Source organism: Pseudomonas sp. A34-9 (assembly GCF_029543085.1).
Taxonomy (GTDB): Bacteria; Pseudomonadota; Gammaproteobacteria; order Pseudomonadales; family Pseudomonadaceae; genus Aquipseudomonas.
Genome location: NZ_CP119967.1, coordinates 3,484,801 through 3,509,232, shown reverse-complemented (window position 1 = coordinate 3,509,232; position 24,432 = coordinate 3,484,801). Strand labels below are relative to the sequence as shown.

General features: G+C 58.7%; 18 protein-coding genes. 5 read left to right on the top strand and 13 right to left on the bottom strand.

The features are described from left to right. Positions 1-634 precede the first annotated feature (634 nt). Both P3G59_RS15525 and P3G59_RS15520 read left to right on the top strand, forming a co-directional pair. Positions 635-1,519 carry a hypothetical protein gene (locus tag P3G59_RS15525; RefSeq protein WP_277757935.1) on the top strand — a complete coding sequence of 295 codons (885 nt, stop codon included), beginning with the start codon at positions 635-637 and terminating at the stop codon, positions 1,517-1,519. Positions 1,520-1,523: 4 nt separating this feature from the next. Continuing rightward, complete coding sequence (locus P3G59_RS15520) at positions 1,524-5,627, top strand: SET domain-containing protein-lysine N-methyltransferase (protein ID WP_277757934.1); 4,104 nt, start codon at positions 1,524-1,526, stop codon at positions 5,625-5,627. 8 nt (positions 5,628-5,635) lie between these two features. Here P3G59_RS15520 and P3G59_RS15515 read toward each other — a convergent pair whose 3' ends face one another. The 5 genes from P3G59_RS15515 to P3G59_RS15495 all read right to left on the bottom strand — a co-directional run bounded on the left by P3G59_RS15515 (position 5,636) and on the right by P3G59_RS15495 (position 10,890). Then, the gene (locus tag P3G59_RS15515) at positions 5,636-6,589 is read right to left on the bottom strand and encodes a D-2-hydroxyacid dehydrogenase family protein (RefSeq protein WP_277757933.1); all 954 of its coding nucleotides are present in this window, start codon (positions 6,587-6,589) and stop codon (positions 5,636-5,638) included. Positions 6,590-6,602: 13 nt separating this feature from the next. Further along, positions 6,603-7,652: an alpha/beta hydrolase gene (locus P3G59_RS15510; RefSeq protein WP_277757932.1), complete on the bottom strand. Its 1,050-nt coding sequence runs from the start codon at positions 7,650-7,652 to the stop codon at positions 6,603-6,605. A gap of 87 nt (positions 7,653-7,739) precedes the next feature. Next, positions 7,740-8,174: a YqaA family protein gene (locus tag P3G59_RS15505; protein WP_277762164.1), complete on the bottom strand. Its 435-nt coding sequence runs from the start codon at positions 8,172-8,174 to the stop codon at positions 7,740-7,742. Continuing rightward, positions 8,174-8,620, bottom strand: a complete 447-nt coding sequence (locus P3G59_RS15500) for a DUF411 domain-containing protein (RefSeq protein WP_077572718.1) — start codon at positions 8,618-8,620, stop codon at positions 8,174-8,176. Before P3G59_RS15500 ends, P3G59_RS15505 begins: the two co-directional genes overlap by 1 nt. 278 nt (positions 8,621-8,898) lie before the next feature. Continuing rightward, entirely contained in the window at positions 8,899-10,890 is a 1,992-nt protein-coding gene (locus P3G59_RS15495) for a methyl-accepting chemotaxis protein (RefSeq protein WP_277757931.1), read from the bottom strand. Between the two features lie 382 nt (positions 10,891-11,272). Between P3G59_RS15495 and P3G59_RS15490 the strand changes: the two genes are divergently transcribed. Continuing rightward, positions 11,273-11,800 carry a hypothetical protein gene (locus P3G59_RS15490; protein WP_277757930.1) on the top strand — a complete coding sequence of 176 codons (528 nt, stop codon included), beginning with the start codon at positions 11,273-11,275 and terminating at the stop codon, positions 11,798-11,800. Between the two features lie 59 nt (positions 11,801-11,859). Here P3G59_RS15490 and P3G59_RS15485 read toward each other — a convergent pair whose 3' ends face one another. From P3G59_RS15485 to P3G59_RS15460, 6 genes are all read right to left on the bottom strand, one after another. After that, on the bottom strand, positions 11,860-12,798 hold the full coding sequence (locus tag P3G59_RS15485) for a GNAT family N-acetyltransferase (protein ID WP_277757929.1): 939 nt from the start codon (positions 12,796-12,798) through the stop codon (positions 11,860-11,862). Beyond that, positions 12,786-14,087: an AMP-binding protein gene (locus tag P3G59_RS15480; protein WP_277757928.1), complete on the bottom strand. Its 1,302-nt coding sequence runs from the start codon at positions 14,085-14,087 to the stop codon at positions 12,786-12,788. Before P3G59_RS15480 ends, P3G59_RS15485 begins: the two co-directional genes overlap by 13 nt. Before the next feature lie 42 nt (positions 14,088-14,129). Beyond that, on the bottom strand, positions 14,130-16,526 hold the full coding sequence (locus tag P3G59_RS15475; protein WP_277757927.1) for an aldehyde dehydrogenase family protein: 2,397 nt from the start codon (positions 16,524-16,526) through the stop codon (positions 14,130-14,132). A gap of 1 nt (position 16,527) precedes the next feature. Further along, positions 16,528-17,658, bottom strand: coding sequence for an acyl-protein synthase (locus P3G59_RS15470; RefSeq protein ID WP_277757926.1), 1,131 nt, complete (start codon positions 17,656-17,658; stop codon positions 16,528-16,530). 11 nt (positions 17,659-17,669) lie between these two features. After that, entirely contained in the window at positions 17,670-18,917 is a 1,248-nt protein-coding gene (locus tag P3G59_RS15465) for an MFS transporter (RefSeq protein ID WP_277757925.1), read from the bottom strand. A 276-nt stretch (positions 18,918-19,193) separates the two neighbouring features. Then, positions 19,194-19,334 (bottom strand): hypothetical protein, encoded by a 141-nt coding sequence (locus P3G59_RS15460; protein WP_008077622.1) that lies wholly within the window; start codon positions 19,332-19,334, stop codon positions 19,194-19,196. Between the two features lie 159 nt (positions 19,335-19,493). Here P3G59_RS15460 and P3G59_RS15455 point away from each other — a divergent pair, with 159 nt between their 5' ends. Next, positions 19,494-19,682: a hypothetical protein gene (locus tag P3G59_RS15455; RefSeq protein WP_038363103.1), complete on the top strand. Its 189-nt coding sequence runs from the start codon at positions 19,494-19,496 to the stop codon at positions 19,680-19,682. An 18-nt stretch (positions 19,683-19,700) separates the two neighbouring features. Here the strand turns inward: P3G59_RS15455 and P3G59_RS15450 are convergent, their stop codons facing one another. Continuing rightward, entirely contained in the window at positions 19,701-20,078 is a 378-nt protein-coding gene (locus P3G59_RS15450) for a fe2+ zn2+ uptake regulation protein (protein ID WP_077572726.1), read from the bottom strand. 947 nt (positions 20,079-21,025) lie between these two features. On the opposite strand from P3G59_RS15450, the gene P3G59_RS15445 reads away from it, so the two are divergent. After that, a complete protein-coding gene (locus tag P3G59_RS15445) occupies positions 21,026-23,371 on the top strand; it encodes an acylase (protein ID WP_277757924.1) in 2,346 nt (781 codons plus the stop codon). 56 nt (positions 23,372-23,427) lie between these two features. On the opposite strand, the gene P3G59_RS15440 is transcribed toward P3G59_RS15445, so the two are convergent. Continuing rightward, complete coding sequence (locus tag P3G59_RS15440; protein WP_277757923.1) at positions 23,428-24,429, bottom strand: FecR family protein; 1,002 nt, start codon at positions 24,427-24,429, stop codon at positions 23,428-23,430. Positions 24,430-24,432: the final 3 nt, after the last annotated feature.

The following is a 24,432-nucleotide window of genomic DNA, read 5'->3' as shown; positions in this document are numbered from 1 at the left end:
GTATCTCCCGTATCGTTGATCTGATTCTTGTCTTGAACAAGCGATGTCCATGGCCAAGTCCTGTGGCCGGGCGCAAACGCGCCACGCATCGGTGAGCAAACGCTACCCAACACGCGCAAGCAGAATGGGTGATCGGGCCGTTGCAAGGATTGCACCAGTCGCTGTGGCCCTGTCTCTCAGATGACCCGTCACGCGAAGCAAAAGTTTCGACTTTTTTTGCCCAATGTGACCGCTGGGTCGAGCCCCGAAAAAATCAGTCTAGGCCAGATCCTAGAGCGGGCCAGAGCAAATGGGTAAATTGTTCGACAATCGGTTTGCCGTTAACGGCAACCCGGGTCTGGAGGGGTAAACGCACCGACGAAGTGCAGGTTTATGGACGGGTAAGGGCCAAAACGGTGACTGGTTGGTCACGATTCTGTGCTAGCGGGGAGGGCGGTCGCACTGTTGTGGTGCGGACAGTTTGTTGCTGGGGTGAACGGGAGGGCAGCAATGACGTCCTGCCGGAGCGCCAGCGAAGCTGACATTTTGAATCAAATTTCGGGCGCTCCTGAGGCGACTGCGTCAACCACTTGCGGATAGATTAATTAATCAACATCGCACAAGGATGATTCTCAGACTATGGACAGTCCCTTCTATGACAAACGCTATCGCAGTTGCCACACAATCCTCGCTGACCTCGCTTACGCCTGACCATCAACCACCGCCGATGGCCGATGGAGCCGGCTCGTTGATGGCGCCCGCCCACGGCGATACCCTCACTGGCAAGACCCGGGATCTCTCACTCGGTAATCTGGGCGGGGCGTTGTCCTGGCCGATTCCATTGAGTGCAGATGAACAACGTCGCTTGCGTCTGATCACGATGAATTACCAACACCCATTGGGCGACCAGCCGCTGGTGATGCAAACCCGGGGCGGTGTGTTGGAATTCTTGCGTTATCGCCAACCCCTCCCGGAGCACGTACTGAGCGACCCTGCCGCAACGCTCGAAGCTCTGATCAGTTCTGTGCAGGCCCGACTGATGGGCAAAGCGCTGCAAAAAAGCATGCAAGGCATTGACAGCGAAAGCAGCGTGACGGATTACCTGTTGGCCGGTATTGCACTGCAGATGGATCCCGAGTCGATCACCGCCCCTGACCGCGACAAAATAGCCGGTTTCAATCTGACCAGTGACGAATATTGGGGCCAACCCGCTGGCGTCCTGTTGGATAACCTCGCCGAGCACTTGAGCAGCACAGGCAGAACCAGCGCGGGACTGGCAACAGTCGCTGCCCACCTCTTGCTGGCCAGAGCCGCGCCGCAGTGGCTGATCAAAGACATTCCCGCGGATGTGAAGATCGGCAGCCAGGCATGGGCGAACCTGACGATTGCAGCCATGACGATCGAGGCTCATACGCCGGGGAAAGTCCCCGGCATGACGTTTGCCCACGTCATGAGTGAAGCCGAAAAAGCTCTCCTGATTGATTCCGGGTCCACCCAGTGGGCACAGACAGCCGCATTGCTGGATTGGGGGGGTCGTTAACGCAGTGATCACCAAAACCCACGATGACACCCGTCTCCCCGCACAATTGGAATCCGCAAGAACCACCTTCAACGCGCAACTTGTCACTCGGCTCTCTGCCTCGCGGACTCTGGATAACGAACTGCCCACACGGGAAGGCATCGGCCGGGAGCAGTTGATAGCGCGATTTGGCGACCTGGGCGCGTTTTTCGAAGAGCCAATATTCAGTACTGATGAATATCGCGGTACAGCCGAACAGACCGGGCTGAGTGGTCTGCATTCATTACTGGATATCGCCATGATGGACTGGGCCAATCCCAGACCGTTCAAGGCGGATGAACGCCTGAGTTCACTCAACTCGGAAAAACTGCGCGAGGTGCTGAGGACGCTGAACGATAAACCGCAGTTTGGCGTACGGACAGCGTTCGAAACACAGTTCAAAAGCGCGATCGAGGAAAAAAAAGCTGCCGTCAATACAACGGTCAGGCACCTGCTCTCGCAGTTGCCATTGGAGGATCGGAAGAACTTCGAGTGGGGAGCCATCAGCTTTTTCCAGGAAGGCTCATACCAGATCGGCACGGGTTTTTTCGACAGGACGCCCGGTCAGAATAAACCGGGGCTGCTGGTCAGGGTTGAGCGCGCAGGCGTTGCTCCGCAAGCGTACGAAGTTAATTTCAACAAGGGCACGATTGCACATACGGCGCTGTACAGAGTGAGGCATCAGGAGTCACGAGAAGCCAACCGGGTTTTTACCACCCGACTGTTCACGCCCCGTGAGGCGGCGAATGATCTCGGTCGTGAGCGCCCCGCGAACCGATTCCCCCCCGATAGCTTCAACAGCGAGCGATCCCATGGGATTGCCAAGGCTTTTGTCGAGCACCTCGATCTCGACGATCCGACGATAAAAGAACAGGCGCGCGGGCAGACCACCCTGGACAAATTACTGGGTGGTCCCAAGCCGCTGACCGAGTTTTTGCTAAACCTGATCCCTTTCAGATCAGCCATTGTCAATTTTCACAAAGGCCACGTGGGGGAGGGCGTATTCGATCTCTTGCTGGATGTCTTCGGGTTCCTCACCGCTGGCGCCGCTACTGCAGGAAAGTTGATCAAGATCGGCCGTTCTGCCCTTTCCGGCGGGGCCAGAGTATTACGCGCGGTCAAGGTCATTGGCGTCGCCACCATCGATGCACTTAACCCTGTTGGCGGTCTGGGGGATCTGGCCAGGCTGCTGGGGACCGGTGGTCTTTATCTGTTGTCCAAAGGCGCCAAACTCGTCAACCGGCTCAGGGGCGCCAGTGGCAGTTACGATGTGTTGAAGGCAATCAGCCTAGATTATGACGCTGCGGCGACAGGGGTCGTGAAGGTCGCTGGTCAGACGAAGGAAGGCGCTGCCGTGCTGAAAAATGGCCACTGGTATGCCTTTGATGCCGACGTGATGCGACCTTATGGCAGTCCGCTCGACGAGTTCAGGGTCGCGACCCAGGCTGTCGCGGGTCAGGTGGACATCGCGCATATTGATGACCTGCATGAGCTGAGCAATACGCTGTCCGGTCACTTCGAAGTTCCCGAGTCGCGCATCGCCGGCCTCTCCCGCAACAGTCGGGGCTTGTACATTGCCGCCGATGGGCACCTGACTCATATCCGCCATACCGACGGCAGTGGCAGAACGGCTGTGTACGAGGTGCGGGATGTTTCCAGCCGGGCGGAGGGCGTAGTCAATGCAATGATTTATCACAATGGCAAGCCAACCCATTTGCGGGTCGGGCATATAGAGGGTGACCAATGGCGACGTCTGGGGGCCGGCGGTGGGGGCAAGCCGATCACCGCTGAGCATTTGCAGGCCTGGGAGGCGTTGTCGGGCGAGGAGCGGCAAAGGCTTACCCGTGAGGGTTTTGCCCGACAGAATGACCTGTCAGTGAAAACCTTTGAGTATTTCGTGATGTTCGATGGCCAGTTGAGCGATGCCGGCATGCTCGTGCGTCATCGCCCGGCCAACACGCCCTTCAATCTACCGGACGAAACGCACCTTCGGGCGTGGCAAACCATGACACAAACTGAGCGTAACACTATGACCATGGCCGGATTTGTCGGTCAGCATCACTTTGATCCTGACGTGTTCCTGAAACACTTACGGCAAAATATTGGGGGCATGACGGTTACCGCAGACCATTTACGGATTTGGGAGGCGTTATCGAGCGAAGAACAATTGAGGCTTGGCCGTCGGGGCTTTGCCATACAGAACGACTTGGCCGTGAAAACCTTTGAGTATTACGTGAAGGTCGATGGCCAGTTGAGCGATGTCGGCAGGCTCGTGCTTCATCGCCCGGCCAATACCCCCTTCAATCAACTGAACAAAATGCATCTTCATACCTGGCAAGCCCTGTCACAAGTTGAGCGTGACACTATGACCATGTCCGGATTTGTCGGTCAGCATCACCTTGATCACAATGTGTTCGAAAAACATGCACGGCAAAATGGCACGCTGAAGCCTAAGGGAGAGGCGCTGTTGCACAGCCTGGCCGGCGGCACCTATAAATCGATTACCGAGGACGATTTACGCGATTGGAAGGCGATTTTCGAGAGTCCGGGCAACGTCGTCACGCAAACGCAATTCATGCAACAAAGACAACTCGACCCCGTCAAATGGCGCAATTACGTTACATTTAATGGCCCCTTGAAAGTCAGGGGCTTGCAGCGTCTCAAGCGCGCAGCGCAAACCAGCAACAAGCGACCCCTCCCAGTCCTGCAGCCAGATGCACCTGTTATCCCGCAGGTTGAGGCGCCGGACGGGGCTTTGAGTGGCAACGCGCAGGGCACCACTGGTAATGAATTGCCGGCGTTGAAAGCAAAGCCGCCGAAGGCTGGCGTTACCGTACGTAAACCCCCTGTCTACGCGCCCTACGAAACAAATATTCATACCTGGCTGGACATGACACAAGCGCAGCGTGACGCAATGACAATGGAGGAATTTGCTCGTCGTCATCATCTGCAGCTGAGTACATTTCAAAGCCATGTCCGGCACAATGGTACTTTGACACCTGCTGGTATGGCGGTGGTCCGCCACCGTTATAGAGAGATTACCGATGACCTTTTACGCGAATGGAGGGCGCTGACCGAGACAGCGGGCAATACCTTCACCCCCACGCAATTCATGCGCGAACGTCGACTCGATCCCATCAAATGGCTGAAACAGGTCAACTTTGACGGGTCTTTGAAGAACACGACTTTGCAGCGTCTTTATCCGCCTGTGCAGAACACCGAACTGCCTCGCCTGCCCGACCAACCGGCGACGACTCCGACACGAAAGCGCCCTGCGCAAGAGCCTGTGGATGCGCCACCGCCGAAATATCCGGATCAGAACCAGCCCGCCGACACGCCACCGAGCGAACCGGTCCCCGGGCCATCGACGCAAGACTTGCCTGTGGTTATCAAGGTGGAAGCCGGCGTCTCCCCGCGATTACCTCCGCATCAAATCGACAACACACTGCCGATTCTGCAAGACCCGACAAACCCTGCAGTGAGCCTGACCCGCTTGCTTGAGGGCCCCATCGATGACATCCGTATCACCAACTGGAGTGGCCTTCTGGCAGACCTTGATACTGCGACGAAAGCGCGCGTCAGAGTGCAAATGAAGGAGTCGATCAAAGACTGGTTGCGCACCGAAGGTCAACATCAGTCGCGGTTTGATGAAACACTGGAGGTGGTCACGAAGCTGGACGATGGCGGCCCGGATCGAGGCGCTTCGGTGTGGGCGCGGCGCGACATTCCCCAATTTGAAGTGCTTGGGCCGTATGCCGGCAAATACCATGCATCAGAGGCGTCGTTGTTCCAGGAACAACGCAAGCAGGGTTCACGGGCTGTCCTGACCTACCTGTTCGGTACTCGTTCGGACTCGCGCTCGGTGAGTGCGCTGCATACGGGCAACACCCTGAGCCTGATCAATACCTCGCAAATGGGCAATGGGCCGGTGTGGAGGTCGAACAATGTGATCTCCGTCGGGGTCGGGAAAAACCTGACGTTCTATGTAGCGCTGAAGGACATCAAAAAAGGTGACGAATTGCTGGTGGACTATGGGACGTCCTACAACCCGCTGCCTGATATCGCGATCAAGCCCGACCCTGATCATTGACGCACAACTCAGTTCAGCAGGCGAACCGGGTTACCGCTCGACCAGGCCTGAATATCCTCGATCATCTGGGAAAAGAACTGTTCATAGTTCTGCCGACTGACATACCCCACATGCGGCGTCGCCAGCACATTGTCCAGTGTGCGAAACGGGTGCATGGCCGGCAGCGGTTCGTGTTCGAACACGTCCAGGGCTGCCCCGGCGATGTGCTTTTTTTGCAGGGCCTTGATCAGCGCCCCTTCATCGACAATCGGCCCGCGCGCGGTGTTGACCAGCAGCGCGGTCGGTTTCATCCAGCTTAACGCTTGCGCGTCGACCAGGCCGCGACTGCGTTCGCTGAGCACCAGATGCACCGACAGCACGTCCGCCTGTTCGAACAAGGCCTGCTTGCTGACATACGTCACGCCCGCCTGTTGCGCACGTTCAGCGGTAAGGTTCTCGCTCCAGGCGATCACCTGCATGCCAAACACCTGGCCAAACTGTGCAACCCGTTGACCGATGCTGCCCAGGCCGAGAATGCCCAGGGTCTTGCCGTGCAGATCGCCGCCCAGCCCTTGCTGCCAGTGGCCGTTGCGCAGGGCATTGGCTTCATTCAGCAGATTGCGCGTCGCAGCCATGATCAGTGCCCAGGTCAACTCCGGGGCCGCATGCTTGTAACTGTCGGTGCCACACACCTTGATGCCCAGTTTCGCTGCCGCTTGCATGTCCAGCGCCGCGTTGCGCATGCCGCCGGTGACCAGCAACTTCAGCTTGGGCAGACGCTTGAGCAGGTCTTCGTCGAAGCGCGTGCGTTCGCGCATGACGCAGATCACCTGATACTTGCCCAGACGCTCGGCCAGGGTGGCGTGGTCTGTCGGGTAGTCATGTTCGAACGTCACTTCGCCAATGCCGTCGAGCACGGACCAGTCGACCACGTCGCGGGCCACGTCCTGCCAGTCATCGATCACTGCAATCTGCACCGCCATCAGCCTTACCTCATCAACGAACGGAATTGGATGTATTGAGCCAGTCGAGCAGGGCCTTGTGGAACTGCGCCGGTTCTTCCATTTGCGGCGCGTGGCCCATGCCGGGAAATTCCACCAGCGTCGACTGCGGGATGAGCTTGGCCACTTGTTTGCCGAGCACGTCATAGTGGCCGATTTTCGCTTTCACTTCTGGCGGCGCGAGATCTTTGCCGATGGCCGTGGTGTCGGAGGTGCCGATCAGCAGTAGGGTCGGCATCTTCAAGTCCTTGAACTCGTAGTACACCGGTTGGGTGAAAATCATGTCGTAGATCAGCGCCGAGTTCCACGCGACCTGGGTCTTGCCCGAGCCTTTGCTCAGGCCGGCGAGCATGTCCACCCAGCGGTCGAATTCCGGTTTCCAGCGGCCGTCGTAGTAGGTGGTGCGTTCGTAATCGCGAATACCTTGGGCGCTGACTTTCAGCTCGCGCTGATACCACTGGTCCACCGTGCGATAGGGCACGCCGAGGGCCTTCCAGTCTTCCAGACCGATTGGGTTGACCAGTGCCAGTTGCTCGACCTGCTCGGGGAATAGCAAGGCATAGCGGGTGGCGAGCATGCCGCCGGTGGAGTGGCCGAGCAACGTGGCTTTCTGAATGCCCAGCGCTTTGAGCAACTGCTGAGTGTTGGTCGCCAGTTGTTGAAAGCTGTACTGATAGTTGTCAGGTTTGCTGGAGGTGCAGAAGCCGATCTGATCCGGCGCGATCACGCGGTAACCGGACTCGCTCAAGGCCTTGATCGAACTGTCCCAGGTCGCTGCGCAAAAATTCTTGCCATGCATCAGCACCACGGTGCGGCCATTGGCCTTGCCGTGAGCGGCGACATCCATGTAGCCCATCTGCAGGGACTTACCCTGAGATTGAAAAGCGAAGTGTTTCAGGGTGTAGGGGTATTCGAAACCTTGCAGTTCCGGGCCATAGGCCGGGCCTTCCGGTGCTGTTTCGGTTGGCGTGGCAGCGTGTGCAGACAGGGGCAGCGCAGCGCACAGGAGCAAACCGGGGAGCCAACGGGAAAACATGACAGACATAAGGTCAAACTCCGTTTGAAATCGGCCGATGCTGGAATGACTGGATTATGCCGACGTTAAACACAGGCAATGCCCGCGTCTGATCGTTCAACCCAGCCAGCCCAGCGTCAGCATGGCCAGCACACCGTAACGTGCAGCTTTGGCCAGGGTGACGATCAACAAAAACCGCCCGAGCGGTTCACGCATGACGCCGGCAATCAGTGTCAGCGGATCGCCAATGATCGGCAACCAACTCAGCAGCAATGACCAGTGGCCGTAACGCTCATAATGTTTGCGCGCCCGGGCCATGTGCGCGGGGCCGACCGGAAACCAGCGTCGAGCCTGAAAGCGTTCGATGCCGCGGCCCAGCCACCAGTTGACCAGCGAACCGAGTACGTTGCCCAGCGTTGCCACGGCGAGCAGACCCCACAGCCAGTAGCGCTCGCTGATGAGCAAACCGACCAGCAATGCCTCGGACTGCATCGGCAGTAAGGTCGCTGCACCGAACGCAGCAAAGAACAACCCGAGGTAAGCGGCGCTGATCAATGGGCCGGGTAATCCGCCACCACCACGTCAGCGCCATCCTTTTTCAGGCCGATGACTTGATACGCATCGCTCATGCCGTCCATTTCCATGCCCGGCGAGCCCATCGGCATGCCCGGAGCGGCCACGCCGAGCAGATCGTCACGCTTGCTCAGGGCCAACACCTGTTCCGCCGGCACGTGGCCTTCGACGAATTTGCCGTTGATGATTGCGGTGTGGCACGACGCCAGACGCGGCGGCACGCCATGTTGTTGCTTGAAGCTGCTCATGTCGCTTTCGACGTGGTCTTCGACCTTGAAACCGTTGGCTTCGAGGTGGCTGATCCATTTTTTGCAGCAGCCGCAATTGGCGTCACGATGGACTTCGATCGGGATCAGATCGGCGGCTTGCGCCAGGGAAGAAATGAACAGGGCGCTCAGGGCGACCAGACGCAGGTGGGTACGCATAGCGGATTCTCGGCTCGGGTGACGATCAAAAAGAACGCATTTTGACCGGTTTTTCCTGTCTGGCTTCAACGCAATGTTTCCAGTTGTTGCGAGACAAGCGGCCAGGATGATCGTAGATCAAGGCTGACAGGTTGCTGAGCGTGAGATGACAAATCTGTCAGGTTGCATGCGATCCCACTGTAGGAGCTGCCGAAGGCTGCGATCTTTTGACTTTGTTTTTAAAAGACAAGATCAAAAGATCGCAGCCTGCGGCAGCTCCTACAGCGGATCAGGGTGAGTCAGCGGACTTTGAAACGCCCCATGATCGCGCTCACCCGGCTGTTGGCTTCCAGCAACTGGTGAGTATTCAGTTCGCTGGCTTTGCCGCTCTGCACCAGTTCATCGACCATGTGACGGATCTGCACCATGCTGCGGTTGATCTCTTCGGTCACGGCACTTTGTTGCTCGGCGGCGGTGGCGATCTGGGTGCTGAGGCTGTTGATGTGGCTGACCGAACCGGCCATCTCATCCAGACCCGAATTGACCCGGGCGGTGGCGTCGGCGGCGGACTGGCAACTGGCCTGGGTGTTTTCCATGGCGTTGACCGAAGAACTCACGCCCTGAGTCAGGCGCGTCAGCATCTCGTTGATTTCCGAGGTGCTGGCCTGGGTGCGTGCGGCGAGGGCGCGGACTTCGTCGGCGACCACGGCAAAACCTCGGCCCTGCTCACCGGCCCGTGCTGCTTCGATCGCGGCGTTGAGCGCCAACAGGTTGGTCTGCCCGGCAATCGCACCGATCACCCCGAGGATTTCGGTGATGCGCTGAGCGTCCTGCTGCATGTTTTCGACTTTGTGCGTAGCGCTGGCCACTTCATCGATCAGCGCCACCACGCTGTTGGTCGCTTCGCCCACCACCACGCGGGAGCGGTCGGCGTTTTCATTGGCGCGCTGGGTGAATGCGGCGGTTTCGGCGGCATTCTGCGCCACGCTTTCTGCCGTCGAACTCATCTCGGTGATGGCAGTAACGGTCTGATCGGTTTCCGAGGCGTGACGCAGCAGAATCTGGCTGGTGTGTGCCGAGGTGCGTTGCAGGTTGTCGAGGCTGGACGCCATGGCGCCGGTGGCCTGGGTCACTTCGCCGATCATGTTTTGCAGGTAGGCAATAAAGGTGTTGACCGAGTGACCGATGGCCCCGAGTTCATCTTCGGCGCGGATGGTAATGCGGCGGGTCAGGTCGGCATCGCCGCTGGACAGCAAATCGATGTTGGCTTTCAACGCTTTCATGCGCTGCACCAATTGGCGAATCGCGTAGACCTGCAACAGCACCAGCAGAATCACCAGCGGAATCTGCAACAGGCTCAAGGTGCTGAGGACGTCATCACGCTGCGCCGTGAGCATTTTTGTCGGCAGGGCGGTGGCGAGGAACCAAGGCGTACCTTCAATCGGACGCATGAAGAAGGTGCTGGCTTCACCGTTGTTGTCGAACTCGATGCGTTGCGCTTGATCACGGTTCTGCAGGCCGTTTTTTACCTGGCTGGCGAACGTCGACGTGGCGGCCAGTTCGCTGATGTTTTTCAGCACGATCGGGCCACTGATGCGCGAGCTGTTACTGATGATCTTGCCGTCGGCTTCGATGATCAGCATTTCGGCGTTGAGGTCTTTCTCCTTGCGCGCCACCAGATCATTGAAGAAGCCGAGGGTCACGTCGATGGTCGAAACACCCCAGGCGCTGCCGTTTTTCTGGATGGCCATGGCGCAGTTGGTGCGCGGCTCGGCGCTGGCATCATCCTTATAAGCCGCCGCCCAGGCGCATTGGCCACGCGGTGTGGCCATGCCGCCCTTGTACCAGCTCTGGTCGTAATAGTTGGGGGCCGCGTCACTGTTCCAGAACGTGTTCACGGCCAGTTTGCCCGATGCGTCACGGTGCCAGAACGTACTGAATTTATTGCGCCCGGCCTCTCGCTGCCCCGGCAGCGGCCAGATCCCGCCGCCGAAAACCTTCAACTCGCCGTATTGATCCACCAGGCCTGGCAGCACCGTGTCGATGGCGGCGCTGTCGAGCAGCGGGATGGTCTGGGTGATGCTGCGCTGTTGCGCCTGCACTTTGTTCAACTCGCCCTGAATCTGCTCGGCGACTTCGGCGATGCGGTTGAGCACCACTTGTTCTTCGGTATGGCGCAGTTTCGGCGCGACCAACTGGCTGATGCCGACCACGGTCAATACCGACAACAGCAGGATAAACAGAACCAGAAACAGCGTGTAGCGAGCCTGAATAGTACGGAATGCGGGCATGGAGACCGGTCCTTGAGCAGCGTTTCTTATTAGGGGGCAGGGTTAAAACAGTGCGGGTATCCACAGCGTATCGTCGTTGCGACGGGAAGCTTTAGGTACTCACGTCCTAAAAAGTGCAGGTGCCGATGACTGGTCGGTATCAGCATCGATACACAAGCGCTGATCAGCGCAGGCGAACGTGGGTAATCGCGGTTTTCATTTCATGGTGATGACAGCTCTGAGGCAGGATCTGCGTGGCATTTGGCTTTTGTATCGAGAATGTACAAGAATTGTAAAAAAGTGCAGAAATAGGTTGGTGCCATCAGTTCGCCCGCCGATACTCGCGCCCATTAATGGTGCTTGGCACGGATATTTTTATGGTCATCTCACAGGGAGTCTTCTCATGACGATCGGTATTGTCGGTGGTTGGGAGAGCAAGGCAGGGGTTCTGGTTCGTAACACCGGCGCAAAAAAACAGGTGGCGCAGAGCGTCAAGGTGCAGCAGATGCTGACCATGGTCGGCAACGATCCCAACGCGCTGAATACCGCCGAAATGGACAAGCAGGGTTTGCGCAAGCAGATCAAGGGTTTTGATCCTGCGAATGTGTCGGTCAAACAACTGGGTAACCTGAGCGCGTTTCTGCGTGGCCGCGGGCTGATCTCCGAGATTACTTCGTTCACGTTGATGAACGCAGGCGACAAATTCGACCGTTTCGGCGTGACCAAAGATGTCGATGCGAAATTCAATGCGCTGGAGTATTTCGCCACCCAACTCGATGCCATCCAGGCCAATGGGCTCAATGGCAACGCTTACGGCAAGAACCTGATTCCCGAATTCAAGAAAGCGATCTATGTCTTGCAGAACTTGAAAACCTACGGTGAAGGCAACGCCGCCAAGCCCGTCGACGAGGGCGTCAAAGCCAAGGCTTGAGCCCCACCGTCGTAGCCCGTTCAACCTTGAACGGGCTGGTCGCTGTGCAGGCTTTTTGTTCAAGACAGCGGCGACGCCTCGCTGGCGCGTGCGGCGACGTGCTGTTGCGCCTGATCATGCAGGCGCTGGATGTGCGGGCAACGCAACTCCAGCGTACGTGACCGATAACCGCGATGAAACAACGCCAGCCATCCCGCGCAACGTTCATTCGGGGCAATCCCGGTGAAGACGAAACCCATCGCCGCGAGGCTGTCCACGGCGCTGGCGAAACCCGTTGCCAGCCTGAGTCTGATCGAGATCATCCAGTGCCCCGGCAGTTGTCGTAACTGTTTGAGCAAACCGCTATCGAGTTTTTTCAGCATCACGTCATAACGCCCGAAAGCGTGTTCGACATGCATCGGCGGCCCCACCCAGGGTGCTTCTTTTTCCTGCATCCCGTGTACCTCGCACAAATGCTCCATGAGTTCGCGACAGCTTTGCGGCCATGGCAATGCCGGGAGCGGGCGGCGGTAGCCATCGATAGGGGTGTAGCCGATGACGATAGACTCCGGCAGTGCATCGCCAAACGGCGAGGGTACATAGTCGAGCAATAACCCGGTGCTGCAAAAGCCGAGCCGGTCAGCCATGCGCTGGGTATAGGCGTGCTGCGTCACCTGTTTGATGGTCACACCATGGCAACCCAGCGCTTGCGCATGGATCAATAAGCGAATGCCCAATTGGGTGGCGATGTTCTGCCCGCGTGTCGACGGATGTACCACGCTCAATGCCAGTTCCGCAGTCTGTGATCCGGCATTTCGGCACAACGTGGCGTGGCCGAGGATTTTTTTGCCGGATTCCGCCACCAGTGAATGCCATCTTCCATCGCCGTGGTTCTGGTTGATCATCAACGGCAAATACACGTGCGGCTGGACGTAATGGTCACCATAGGTTTCCCGGAACAGACGGCTGACCGCTCCGGCATCGGAGCGGCGATAGCTGCGCAGCGTCACGTTGTCCATGGGCGTTGCTCCGGACGTGGGGTGCCGTAGTCGCGACGATCGACGACGCGTTGGCGTTTGCCGGAGCGCGGATGGCGAGCAAGTTCATCGGCTGTGCAATGGGCGACCTGCAGCTCAAGTTGGCCATCAGCGCAGAGTTGCGCGATCAGCGGATAATGCTCGATCAAGCCGTTTTGCAAGGCTGTGCTGATCTGCGTCGTCTCGGGTTTCAACGCCTCGGGCACCCATTTCAGGCACAAGATATCGATGTTTGCCGATTGGCTGATGACCAGTTGCCAGTCGTCGCTGACGGTGTTGCGCTGAATGATTGTGTGGATGTCTTCGATCAGCAGGGTCAGGCTGCTGACCCGTACGCGCTGACTGCCCATGCTGCGACCCATCAAGGCAAACTTGCGCATGGGCGCCGTGGCCGGTTCTCGCCAGCAGGCGAGGTCACCCACGGGATAACGGATCAATGGCATCAGCCGGCGGGTGAGGTTGGTGATCAGCAGACGCCCGGTGCGATCGCATTCTTCAATCACTTCACCGGTGTGCTCATCGATAATTTCCAGCACGCTGTGGCTGGCGAGCATGCGGTGTTCGCCCAAGGCACAATCGCGGCTTGTGGCGCCGATGAGCCCCGCGTCGACACTGGCGTAGCCGATGGAAGCGATCCGTGCGCCGGGGAACACTCGGCGCAACATCTGCAATTGCCCGGCGAACAGGCTTTCGCCGCCGTAAAGCACGCTGTCGACCTCGGCCAGGGTTTGCCCCCGGCGCTCCAGCACGCTGGCGAACGTCAGCAATTGCGCAGGCACGCCGGCCAGCACATTGATCCGGTGCTGGCGGATGGAGTCAGCCAGCACCGTAAAGTCGACGTCGCCGGTGAAGGGGTATTCGGTAATACCCGACGTTTCGTGTGCCAAGGCGTCGTGAATAAAGATGAAACTGGCATACAGATCGCCGACAAAAAACAGATTGGCAACCCGGTCTCCCGGATTGAGTTGGCTCGCCAGATGGCGACCGAAGTCGCGCACAAGTGTCTGCCATTCCTCACGGGTGAATACCGAAAGTTTACCCGCGCTGGTTGTACCACCGGTCTTGAACACCAGTGCGCGTTCGACTGTTGAAGTCAGTACTGGCCATTGCTCGAAGTTATCGCTGCTGGCCCAGTATTGTTGCGGATCAATGGGCGGAAGTTCATCCAGTGTGCTGATCTGCGGCGCGAAGTCTTGCCAATGTCTGGCGTAATACGTTGAGTGTTCGCGGGCGAAGGCGAGTAACTGGTTCAGTTCAAGTGTTGTGTTCATGGTGTCTCTTTAATTGTTTTGGTAATGGACGATGTTGGCCTTTTAGCGGCGAGCGTCGACCACTGCCGGTATCTTTCCGCTATGCCTGTTTCTGTCGAACTGTTGCGGCTCGCAGGTATGCGCTTGCACGGTGAGCAGCCCGGTTCGCACGAGGGTCGCCAGCGTTGCGTAGCCTTGCAGTCGGCGGAGAATGTCTGCGGGGGCAGCGGGGCTGCGAATCTGCAGGCGTTCGAGGCCGTCAGGGGCGTGATCGAGGTGCAACTGAAACGGTGCTTGCAGGTGCTTGGCGAGTTCGTTCAGGCAGATGAAATCGGTGCCGATACGCAGCAGTCTGCCGTGCCGTTGCAGCAGCTCGAAACGCGGGGAACTCAGCCCGCACGCGCAATCGCCGGGCACCCAGCGCCCCGTGTCGCCGACGTCATAACGCTGTACCTGCTGACCTTCGCGGGCTGTGGAGGTGAACAGTAAACGGCCGACTTCATTGCCAACGACAGGCACGTCCTCCTCCAGCGCAACGATTTCCAGATGCTGGATCGCGTCCATCAGATGAAACACACCGTCGCCGGTCGCGGCGCAGGCATGCCCGAAGGGGCCGGCATCGACACTGCCGTACACCGCCGAGCGGATGCTGGCAACGCCACAGCGCTGCAACAGTTCGCGGCACTGATCACTGATGTGTTCACCGCCGAGAAAGACTTTTTTGACGGCGCCATAACGGCTCAGACGTTGCTGTTCGTTGAGGAACAAGCGATGCAGGGTGCTGGGCATGCCGATCAGTACGGTGACCTGTTGCTCGATGATGACTTGTGCGATATCGCGGTAGTCATCGTCGGCGGGAGCACCCATTGGCAGGTGGCTGGCACCCAGCGTTTCCAGGACTTTGGCAAAACTGAAGAAGCCGCCGTACAAACCGCCACTGAAGAACAGGTTCATCACTTTGTCGCGGCTCGGATCGAGACCCGCCGCAAACAAGCCGTCGGCCGTCGCGCGCATTTGCCGTTGAAAATCGTCGTAGCTGTATCCCGCCAGCGCCGGTGTGCCGCTGCTGCCGCCAGAGCGGAAAAACAATTGCGCCGCGGCTGTCGTCGGTCGCGCGATAAACGCTTCTTTGTCGGTAATCGCCAGGCCCGCCAGCGTCGGCTTGCAAGGTGGCTGGTCGAGGCTCACGTGGGTAGGCAACTGCGTCGGGGCGACGCTGACCGACACCCGCCGGCTCAGACGTTGCAGCGCATAGACGCCGTCGTGAGGTTCGCCCTCGTAGCCATCATGGATTGCCTCAATGGGCGCAATTCGGCTGACGCCGGCGGCAATCAATGTTCGCGACAATGCACCGATCTGCGCTTCGCTGCACATCAGTGCACAGCTCTGTAAAACGTTGCGCCAGGGCAGCAGGTTTTGTGTAAGTCGCGCACGCGGCAGAGGTTTGAGCAATACCGTGCGAAACAGCGGCGAGGGCGCAAGCGACTGATCATGGCTCCAGATCACCCGCCATCCCGGTGCGCTCCAGACCTGCGCCGTCACCTCGGAAAAACTCTTGCTCAGACGCGTCATCAGGGTGCGGGCAGTGATTTCGCTGGCCTCCTGAGCCGTCGGGATCAGTGCCGGCCATTGCCCGGCGCGGCGCTCGAACGCCTTGGCCAATTCGCTGCCGATTGCTTGTAAAACGGCGGGATCGTCGCTGTCGACCAACAACCATTGCGGGCTGGAGCAGGCTTGCTGATCCAGTCGGCAGACCTCATCGACCAGCGCGTCGAGTGCCTTTGCCGAGGCCGCTTGCGGCGTCAGGTAGGCAAAACTGATGCGGTGCCCCCAGTCGATCCAGCGACATCCGGGCGGCAACTGTTGGCGGATCGCGTGCAGCGCCGCTTCGCCACCCCACGCCGAAACGCCGTTGGCCATTTTGCACAAACGGCCGATCTGCGCTGTCGCCACTGGTAACACCGCGACGTAATGGCGCAACTTGCCGCTGGGGTCGCCTTGCACCAGGGTGTGCAGCAGGCGCGCCGTCAGGCCTGGGTCACTGCTGCTGGGCCGGAGCCAGTTGATGTTGCCGGCCAAGAGACTTTCAATCATCGCGCAGCACGCCAGCAGCGGTGAGTTGGCCGGCGTGACGTGGAGCACCAGGCCCAGCGGACTCCAGCGCTCAAAGCGCGATTGCTGATAATCGATACGTCGCAGCGATTCAGCCTGATCGCCGAGTTCGCGCGCAAGCTTGCGTTGCAAGGCGTGAGGCTGACAGAAGTCGATCAGAGCCTGGCGTTGCTCATCGTCCAGCGGCAGCTCGGCGCTGTGCAATTGCTGGGCAAAATGTGCGGCGGCAGTCAGTACGGTAGCGCTGTCTAGCGGCGTATTCAGGTGTTGCGGCAAGGCTTGATGCAGCAGCGCCAGTGCGTTGTCGAGATCGACGTCTGCGTGCAGTTCTCCGTTGATCAGGTACATTTCAGTGCCCCCCCAGCAATTCGGACGCGGCCATCGCACAGCTTCTACCGGCCGTAGTGCCCGCGCGACCGTGCAGTTCGAACCAGTCACTGGCGAGGCCGCAATCACAACTCGACCCGGGATGCAGCGTCGCCAGATCGCTCATCACCACCGCGTGCGCCGGGCTGGACGAGATGTAGGGCGAGACGAATCCCAACAAGCCTTGCTGACCGTAAGGCTGGATGGCAAAGTCCTGCGGATTGCGCACGTAAGCCCTTGCGTAAACGGGGACATGAAAATGATGCCGGGCACATTCGATGTAGGGCACCGCGTGCTCGACCGCGCCGTAACCGTCGCGGCACCGCGACACTTCAATGCCCAGTTGCCGGGCGATGCGCCCATACAGTTGTTGTTTTGGAATTTCCTCGCTGGCGAGGGTTTTCCAGCCACCGCCGAAAAACACCAGTGAATCACTCGGCAGTTTCAGTGCAGGCACGCCGGTGGCCTGCATCTGCTGCAAGGTCTGCCAAAGAAACGCCGGGAAGCCGAAAATGCGCACGGGCAGGCCTTCTTCAGCGAACGCTTGCAGGGCCGCGATGACCCCGAACACGTCGAACTGGTGGCCATCGCCGTTGCAGCGCAAGGCGTAGACAACGCGATTGACGGGCGCAAAGCGGCAGAGGAATTGATCGGTGTAGGACGTCCCCAGTGTGATCGCTCCCTGCGGTTCGTAGCTCAGTAGCAGGTAGTTGCACGGCGTATCCGCGCAATGCCAACCGTAATGACTAAAGATTCGCTCGACCATGAACTGCGCGGCCGACAGACTGCGCGAGTCATAGCGCATGCGGCTTTTTTGCCCGCTGGTGCCGGACGATGTCAGTTCCAGGGCATTTTCCCCGGTGGAGCTGAGCAACAGTTGCTGCTTGAAAAAATTGGCCAGAATCGGCGGTAACCGGGACCAGTCATCGAGGCTGTCCAGATCCTGCACATCGAGGCCGTTGGCGTTCAGCCAATGTTCGTAGCCGGGAGTGTGCTGGCAATGAAAACGACTGATCTCGGTCATGGCCTGATCGAGCAGGCCGGCTGGCACGGAATCCGGGCAATAGGGGTGTGGCAATGCGCAAAGCGCATCGCTGGCGGGGAAGTGATTCATTCAATATTCCTTTATTGAGCAGAGGCACAGTCGGGAGGTCTGCGTTGCAACAAACCGTGCAACAGGGGCAGGCACATCAGGCCGCTGAAGGCAGCGCAGAGTGCGAAGAGTTCGAGGCGGGCGCCACCGCCGATGGCGGCAATCAGTGAGCCGCCGAGCCCCATCACAGCAATCGAAATCATGCCGGCCAGCGCCGAGACCAACCCCTTGCTGTCGTCGCTAGCAAACAGCGCCAGCCGATACAGCGCAGCGTTGCTCATGCCCAGTCCGACCGCGTACAGCGCCAGACTGGCAACCACTGCGCCCAGTCCAGCACCGGCCAGCGCACAGGCAATCAACGCCCCAAGGCCCAGACAAAAAGGCCAGAGCGCCAATCGGATCAACCGCGACAAAGAATGCATAACCAGCAAGCGGTCGAGGATCAGATTGCCGGTGATAACGGCGGAAAAAACCGGAATCTGCCACAAGGCATATTCCAGCGGCGTCAGCCCGAGCAACTGGATCAACAGCAACGGTGCCAGGCCGATCCAGGCAATCAGCGGCAGGCTCATGAACCCCAGTGCGAGACTGGCAGCGAGGAAGCGACGATTACTCAAGAGGGCTCGGTAGCGTTGACCGGTCTGGCGCCAGGAAAACCGTACGGCGGCCTGTACTTGCCCATCGCGGCGAGTGACCCCGACCGTTTCCGGCATGCAGACGCAAAGCCCCAGCCAGACCATTGCTGCGGCGAAACCGAGGCCCAGAAACAGTTCGCGCCAAGACAGCCATTTCAACAAGACAATGCCCAGTAGCGGCCCCATCAGCGGTGAAAGCAGGGCGATATTGCCGAGCAGCGCCATCAAGCGCACCGCATCGGCCTCGCAGAATACTTCCTGAAGGGCGGGATAACTGACCGCGACCACGAAACCCAGGCCCATGCCTTGCAGCAGTCGCAGCAGATTGAAGGTTTCAATGCTCTGGGTGGCAAATGCACTTGCGCAGGCCACCGCAAACAATGCGCAGCCGACCAACAGTACCCGCCGCCGGCCCCATTGATCGGACAGCGGCCCAATCAGCCATTGCAGACAGACTCCGCCAATCAGATACAGATTGAACGCGTTGGGAACATGTCGTACATCGGCCTGAAGTTCTGTTGTCACGGCCAACATGGCTGGCATGATCAAGTCACTTGCCATATACGTCAGAAGTTCAAAAGCGCTGAGTGCCAAACAAAACCCGAGTACTTGTCGCGGCCCGATTCTTATAAGTGTTCTCTGCATAAACGTCCCATTTAGAGAGTAGAAGAAAGTTGCCAGAGACTAGTTGCAGAGGCTGATGCGACCTATTCTTTTGCTGCGACATTAGATTTCAAATGCTTGCAACTTGTTTAGTCAGTCCGCTTTGCGTAGCAGGCGAATTTCAAATGCGCGGCAGAAGTCGTCGGCAAAAAACAGAAAAGCCCGCAACAGGGCGGGCTTTGTTTGAAGTTGATCGGGCTTGTTGATTTCCTGCCTCAATCTGTTCATGGGCAAGCGGGCAGGGCGAACAATCCTGTTCTAGCGATGTTGGTAATAACCAGGGCCACCCTGGTAATAACGGTGGTGATCGCCATGCCAGCCGCCGTGGGGGAAGATGATGCAGCCACTCAGGGTCAGCAGGGCAAGAACGGGAATCAGCCAGGTGATTCGACGCAGCATTTTGAAAATTCCTCATGGTTACGCCGTCATGAAGCCAAAACTCTTCATCGGCTGTAACATGAGACCCCGATTGCCGCGGCGCATCCCCGTAGAACGGTATGTGCATGGCATGCAAACGGATACAAACCGGATACATTTTCAACGTTTCAGGAAGCCGTAATGACCCACAAGCAACGCTTGATTTATTCGATTCTGATCGCCGTGTCGGTCCTGGCCATCATGCTTGGCCTGTCCTGGCTGCAAAATGCCGGAATGATTTCGGAGAAGACCTTCCAGTTCGTCGCCATCGGTGTGGCGGTGATTGTGGTGGTGATCAACGGCGTCATGCGCCGCAAGGTCAAGCCTTGACGGCGTTTGCCGCACGCTTCAATCGTTGTTGAGGACGGCCGCAGCCTGTGGATGCAGGCTGTAGCTCTTGTCTTCATTGAAGGTGATCACCCCTTCGGCGCACAGACGCTTCAGCACTTCGCGCACACTGAGGAAGGACAGCGGAATATCCAGGTCCAGCAATTGACTGTGGACGCCGCGCACGCCCAGACGCCGCTCGCTTTGTGCTGCGACCAGTAGGGCATCAATGACTTTCAGACGAATCAGGCTGGTGCGCAGCCCGAAACTTTTCAGCAGCAAACGGATGCGTTCGTTGCCGTGACGCTCGACGCGCTGCCCGAAATCGCTCGCGTGGGGGCTCATGGAAACTCCTTTGGGGGCCTGGCTACCGTCCGTTGGTAGTTGCGAGTTGTACATGCGATTACTCCTTTTCAGAGCCTGATCGGGAAAGGTTTTTTTGCTCTCTCTAAACAAGACGTATCAGCACGACAAATCATGAAAGAAAAAATGTAGAAAATTTGTCGGGGATTTGTCTTTTCCCTGTGATTTGGTTTGGTTGCTTTGGGCGTGGCGGCCTTTGGGCCGACCATGCTCTTGGGGTTTTGGGGGAATATCCGTTGCTTCGGGTGCTGCGGCTGGCGGTTTCGCTCTTACAGCGACTCACTTTTCCAGACGCCGAAAAGTAAGCAAAAGGCTGGGCCCCGACGTTCGGCCCGCTCGCTGGGGCTCGGGGTTCCTTCGTTACGGGATTGATCCGGGGGCAGCGCCTACGGTTTGCTTCGCTGCACCTCCTCTCGCTGTGTTTGGCTGCGCCAAACGGTCGCTGCGCTCCCACCCCCGGATCAATCCCTCCACTCAGCCTGCCGAAGGGGCCGGCACGGCAAGATCAAGAGCTGCAGTCGAGCTAACGCTCATCCTGTTGAGTGGTGGAAGAGCATGCGGTCTGCTTTGGGTTTGGGGTTTGGGGTTTGGGGTTTGGATTTGGGGTTTGGGTTTGGGTTTGGGTTGGGGTGAGGATGAGGATGAGTGAGGGTGAGGGTGAGTGAGGGTGAGGGTGAGGGTGAGGGTGAGGATGAGGATGAGGATGAGGGTGCGATTTGTGGGCTTTTCAAAGCCGGGTTCGGCTCGGTATTTCAAGTCGGCGTACCTCTCGCAATCACCTCGGTCAGTTCCCTCTCCCTCCGGGAGAGGGCTAGGGTGAGGGGCTTTTGATTTTGCGTTTTTGGGTATTGCATGCGGCACTAAATTTTTTCCTCTGACTTCGTTTCTTCGACAGGCTCATTGCGCGTGGACGCGTGGGTGTTTCCAGGGCGGGTCCGCGTCAGCGTCAGATCCGCTCTTTGGCATGTCGATCAGGAGCGAGCGTGATAATTTCCAGACAGTTAACCGGACTGACCTTGGCCGGCGTGGTTTTTGGCTTGAGTGGTTCGGCCCATGCGTTCAGCCCGGCCACGGATGTCAGCGCCGATATTCGCCGCACTGCTTTTGGCGTGCCGCATATCCGCGCCCAAGACGAGCGCGGGCTGGGTTTTGGCATCGGTTATGCCTATGCCCAGGACAATCTGTGCCTGTTGGCCAACGAGATCGTGACGGTCAATGGCCAGCGTTCCCGTTACTTCGGCCCGGATCAGTTCACCGTCGAACAACGCGAAAACCGCGTCAGCGACGTGTTCTTTACCTGGCTCAATACGCCTGAAGCGGTCAGCGATTTCTGGCAGGCGCAGCCTGCGCAGGTGCGTGATCTGGTCGAGGGCTTTGCCGCCGGCTACAACCGTTATCTGGCCGAGCGCCGTCCGCAAGGCTTGCCGCAACAGTGTCAGGGCGAGTGGGTGCGAGATATTGCACCGCAAGATCTGGTGAAGCTGACCCGCCGTCTGTTGGTCGAGGGCGGTGTCGGCCAGTTCGCCGAGGCCTTGGCCGGTGCTACACCGCCGCATGCGAGCGCCGCAATCGCACAAAACGTGCAGGCCTGGCAGTTGGCTGACGCACGTCAGCAACGCTTTGCCCTGGACCGTGGCAGTAACGCTGTCGCAGTGGGCAGTGAACGCTCGGTCAACGGCCGCGGGATGCTGCTGGCTAACCCCCACTTTCCTTGGGTCGGCGGCATGCGCTTCTATCAGATGCACCTGACCATTCCCGGCAAACTCGACGTCATGGGCGCCGCCTTGCCAGGCCTGCCGATGATCAATATCGGCTTCAATCAGCACCTGGCCTGGACGCACACGGTCGATTCGTCGAAACACTTCACGCTCTATCGTCTGCAACTCGATCCGAAGGATGCCACCCGTTATCTGCTCGATGGCAAATCTCTGCCGTTGAACAAGCAGACCGTCACCGTGCAGGTGAAACAGGCCGACGGGCAAGTGGTGCCGGTCTCGCGCGATGTCTACAGCTCGCAATTCGGGCCGATTGTGCAATGGCCGGGCAAGCTCGACTGGGACAATCAGTTCGCCTACAGCCTGCGCGACGCCAACCTCGACAATGATCGGGTGCTGAACCAGTGGTACACGATGAATCAGGCGTCCACACTTTCGCAGCTGCAGGATTCGGTGCACAAGATTCAGGGTATTCCGTGGGTCAACACCCTGGCTGTCGATGACAAAGGCCAGACGCTGTACATGAACCTGTCGGTGGTGCCGAACGTCAACGCCGAGAAACTGGCCAAGTGCAGCGATCCGCGTATCGGCACACAACTGATCGTGCTGGACGGCTCCAACAGTGCCTGCGCGTGGGACATCGACCCACAAGCTGCGCAGAAAGGCATTTATGCCGCCAGCCAACTGCCGCAACTGCTGCGCAAGGACTTTGTCCAGCACTCCAATGACTCGGCATGGCTGGCCAACCCGGCGCAGCCGCTCACCGGTTTCTCGCCGTTGATCAGTCAGGATGGCCAGCCGCTGGGCTTGCGCGCCCGGTTTGCTCTGGATCGTTTGAGCACCCTGAGCAAGAAAGGGCCGTTGGCGGTGAAGGATCTGCAGCAAATGGTGATGGACGACCAGGTGTACCTGGCGACGCAGGTGGTGCCGGATCTGTTGAAGTTCTGTGCTGCTGACCTCGGCGCCGATGCTCAGGCCCTTAAACCGGTGTGCGTCAGCCTCAAGGCCTGGGATGGCCGCGCCAATCTCGATTCGGGCGTGGGCCTGGTGCACTTCCAGAACATCATGCAGGCGTTGCAGGCTTCGCCGGATGTCTGGCGCGTGGCGTTCGATCCCAAGGATGCGCAACACACTCCGCGTGGCCTGGCCGTCGAGCAGCCAGCGGTGGCCAAGGCGTTGCGTGAGGCCATGTTGGCGTCGGTCGAGTCGAGTACAAAAATGGGCCTCACCCCGCAAACTCGCTGGGGTGATATCCAGGTGGTCAGCAGCGGCGGGCAACAGACGCCGATTCACGGCGGGCCGGCTGCTCTCGGGATCTACAACGCCATCCAGAGCGTGCCTCGTGAGGACGGCAAACTCGAAGTGGTCAGTGGCACCAGCTACCTGCAAGTCGTGACCTTTGACGACAAGGGCCCGCACGCCCAGGGGCTGCTGGCGTTCTCGCTGTCGAGCGATCCGGCATCGAAGTATTCACGGGATCAGACCGAGGCGTTCTCGAAGAAGCAGTGGAGTGTGCTGCCGTTCACCGAGCAGCAGATTCAGGCTGATCCGCAGTATCAGGTGCAGACTGTTCACGAGACGTTGGACAAGGCGGGGAAAGTCGCCGCTCAATAAGTACCAGCGTTCATCGCATCGAGCCTGAAGGCCGCATCCTGCAAGGGACGCGGCCTTCAGCTTTTTGGCGGCTGTTGCGGCATCGAGTTGATCACCGGGTTACCTTCCTTGTTACGGCTCAGGTAGACCGGCAGCACCTTGGGCAGGCTGTTGGCCAGGTTGCTCAACTCTTTGATGTTGTAGATGCCACCCACGCGAATCGAACCGGTGTTGTTATCAGCCAGTTCGAGTGGATTGCTCAGATAACGGTTGATCAGTGGCAGTGCTTCGCTCAACGCCAGGTTATCCAGCACAAGTTTGCCATTGCGCCACGCCAGTGAAGTGTCGCTGGCGTAGGTCTGGCTGATCTGCGGCATGTAATCGCCTGGCTTGTAGCGTGCCTGCATCGACGGGCCAAGGCGCAAGCCATCGCCTGGTAATGAACGATTGCTGGTGACCAGCACCGAACCTTCGATCAGGTTCACGCGCACTTGATCCTGATACATCCAGACGTTGAAGCGTGTTCCCGTGACTCGAATCTTGCCTTCGCCTGCGCGGACGACAAACGGGTGGGCCGTGTCGTGACTGACGGTAAAGAAAGCTTCACCTTTTTTCAGGGTAACCCGGCGTTCGTCCTTGTAATTGCTGAAGGTCAGGTCGGTGTTCAGGTTCAGTTCGATCTGACTGCCATCACTCAGCGTAACCTGCCGGACATCATTGGTGGCGGCGTAATGCTGATAGCTGTCGGGCAGCCAGCCCAGGTTCCAGCCAGTGTAAGCGGCCAGTGGCAGGGCGAGCGCACAGACACCGGCTGCAACAGCGAATTGACGCCATGAGCGCGAAGGTCGAGGCACTGGCACGACTGACGCAGATTCCGGGCGAGGCAAGTGTTCAGCCACGTCCCAGATTTCCAGCATGGCTTCATATTCGAAAGCATGCAGTGGATGTGCGTCGTGCCATTGCCTGAATGCGCGACGCTCTGAGTCCGTGCAGTCGGCGGCGTGCACACGCATGCACCAATGCGCGGCGGCATCGGTGATCGCATCATATTCCGCTTCCGAGAGGGTGTCTTGGGTCATTGA

Excerpts from the sequence above, each read along its gene's own strand:
- P3G59_RS15525 (WP_277757935.1), top strand. The coding sequence starts at position 635 with ATGACAAACGCTATCGCAGTTGCCACACAATCCTCGCTGACCTCGCTT.
- P3G59_RS15515 (WP_277757933.1), bottom strand. The coding sequence starts at position 6,589 with ATGGCGGTGCAGATTGCAGTGATCGATGACTGGCAGGACGTGGCCCGC.
- P3G59_RS15510 (WP_277757932.1), bottom strand. The coding sequence starts at position 7,652 with ATGTCTGTCATGTTTTCCCGTTGGCTCCCCGGTTTGCTCCTGTGCGCT.
- P3G59_RS15500 (WP_077572718.1), bottom strand. The coding sequence starts at position 8,620 with ATGCGTACCCACCTGCGTCTGGTCGCCCTGAGCGCCCTGTTCATTTCT.
- P3G59_RS15495 (WP_277757931.1), bottom strand. The coding sequence starts at position 10,890 with ATGCCCGCATTCCGTACTATTCAGGCTCGCTACACGCTGTTTCTGGTT.
- P3G59_RS15490 (WP_277757930.1), top strand. The coding sequence starts at position 11,273 with ATGACGATCGGTATTGTCGGTGGTTGGGAGAGCAAGGCAGGGGTTCTG.
- P3G59_RS15485 (WP_277757929.1), bottom strand. The coding sequence starts at position 12,798 with ATGGACAACGTGACGCTGCGCAGCTATCGCCGCTCCGATGCCGGAGCG.
- P3G59_RS15480 (WP_277757928.1), bottom strand. The coding sequence starts at position 14,087 with ATGAACACAACACTTGAACTGAACCAGTTACTCGCCTTCGCCCGCGAA.
- P3G59_RS15475 (WP_277757927.1), bottom strand. The coding sequence starts at position 16,526 with ATGTACCTGATCAACGGAGAACTGCACGCAGACGTCGATCTCGACAAC.
- P3G59_RS15470 (WP_277757926.1), bottom strand. The coding sequence starts at position 17,658 with ATGAATCACTTCCCCGCCAGCGATGCGCTTTGCGCATTGCCACACCCC.
- P3G59_RS15465 (WP_277757925.1), bottom strand. The coding sequence starts at position 18,917 with ATGCAGAGAACACTTATAAGAATCGGGCCGCGACAAGTACTCGGGTTT.
- P3G59_RS15460 (WP_008077622.1), bottom strand. The coding sequence starts at position 19,334 with ATGCTGCGTCGAATCACCTGGCTGATTCCCGTTCTTGCCCTGCTGACC.
- P3G59_RS15455 (WP_038363103.1), top strand. The coding sequence starts at position 19,494 with ATGACCCACAAGCAACGCTTGATTTATTCGATTCTGATCGCCGTGTCG.
- P3G59_RS15450 (WP_077572726.1), bottom strand. The coding sequence starts at position 20,078 with ATGTACAACTCGCAACTACCAACGGACGGTAGCCAGGCCCCCAAAGGA.
- P3G59_RS15440 (WP_277757923.1), bottom strand. The coding sequence starts at position 24,429 with ATGACCCAAGACACCCTCTCGGAAGCGGAATATGATGCGATCACCGAT.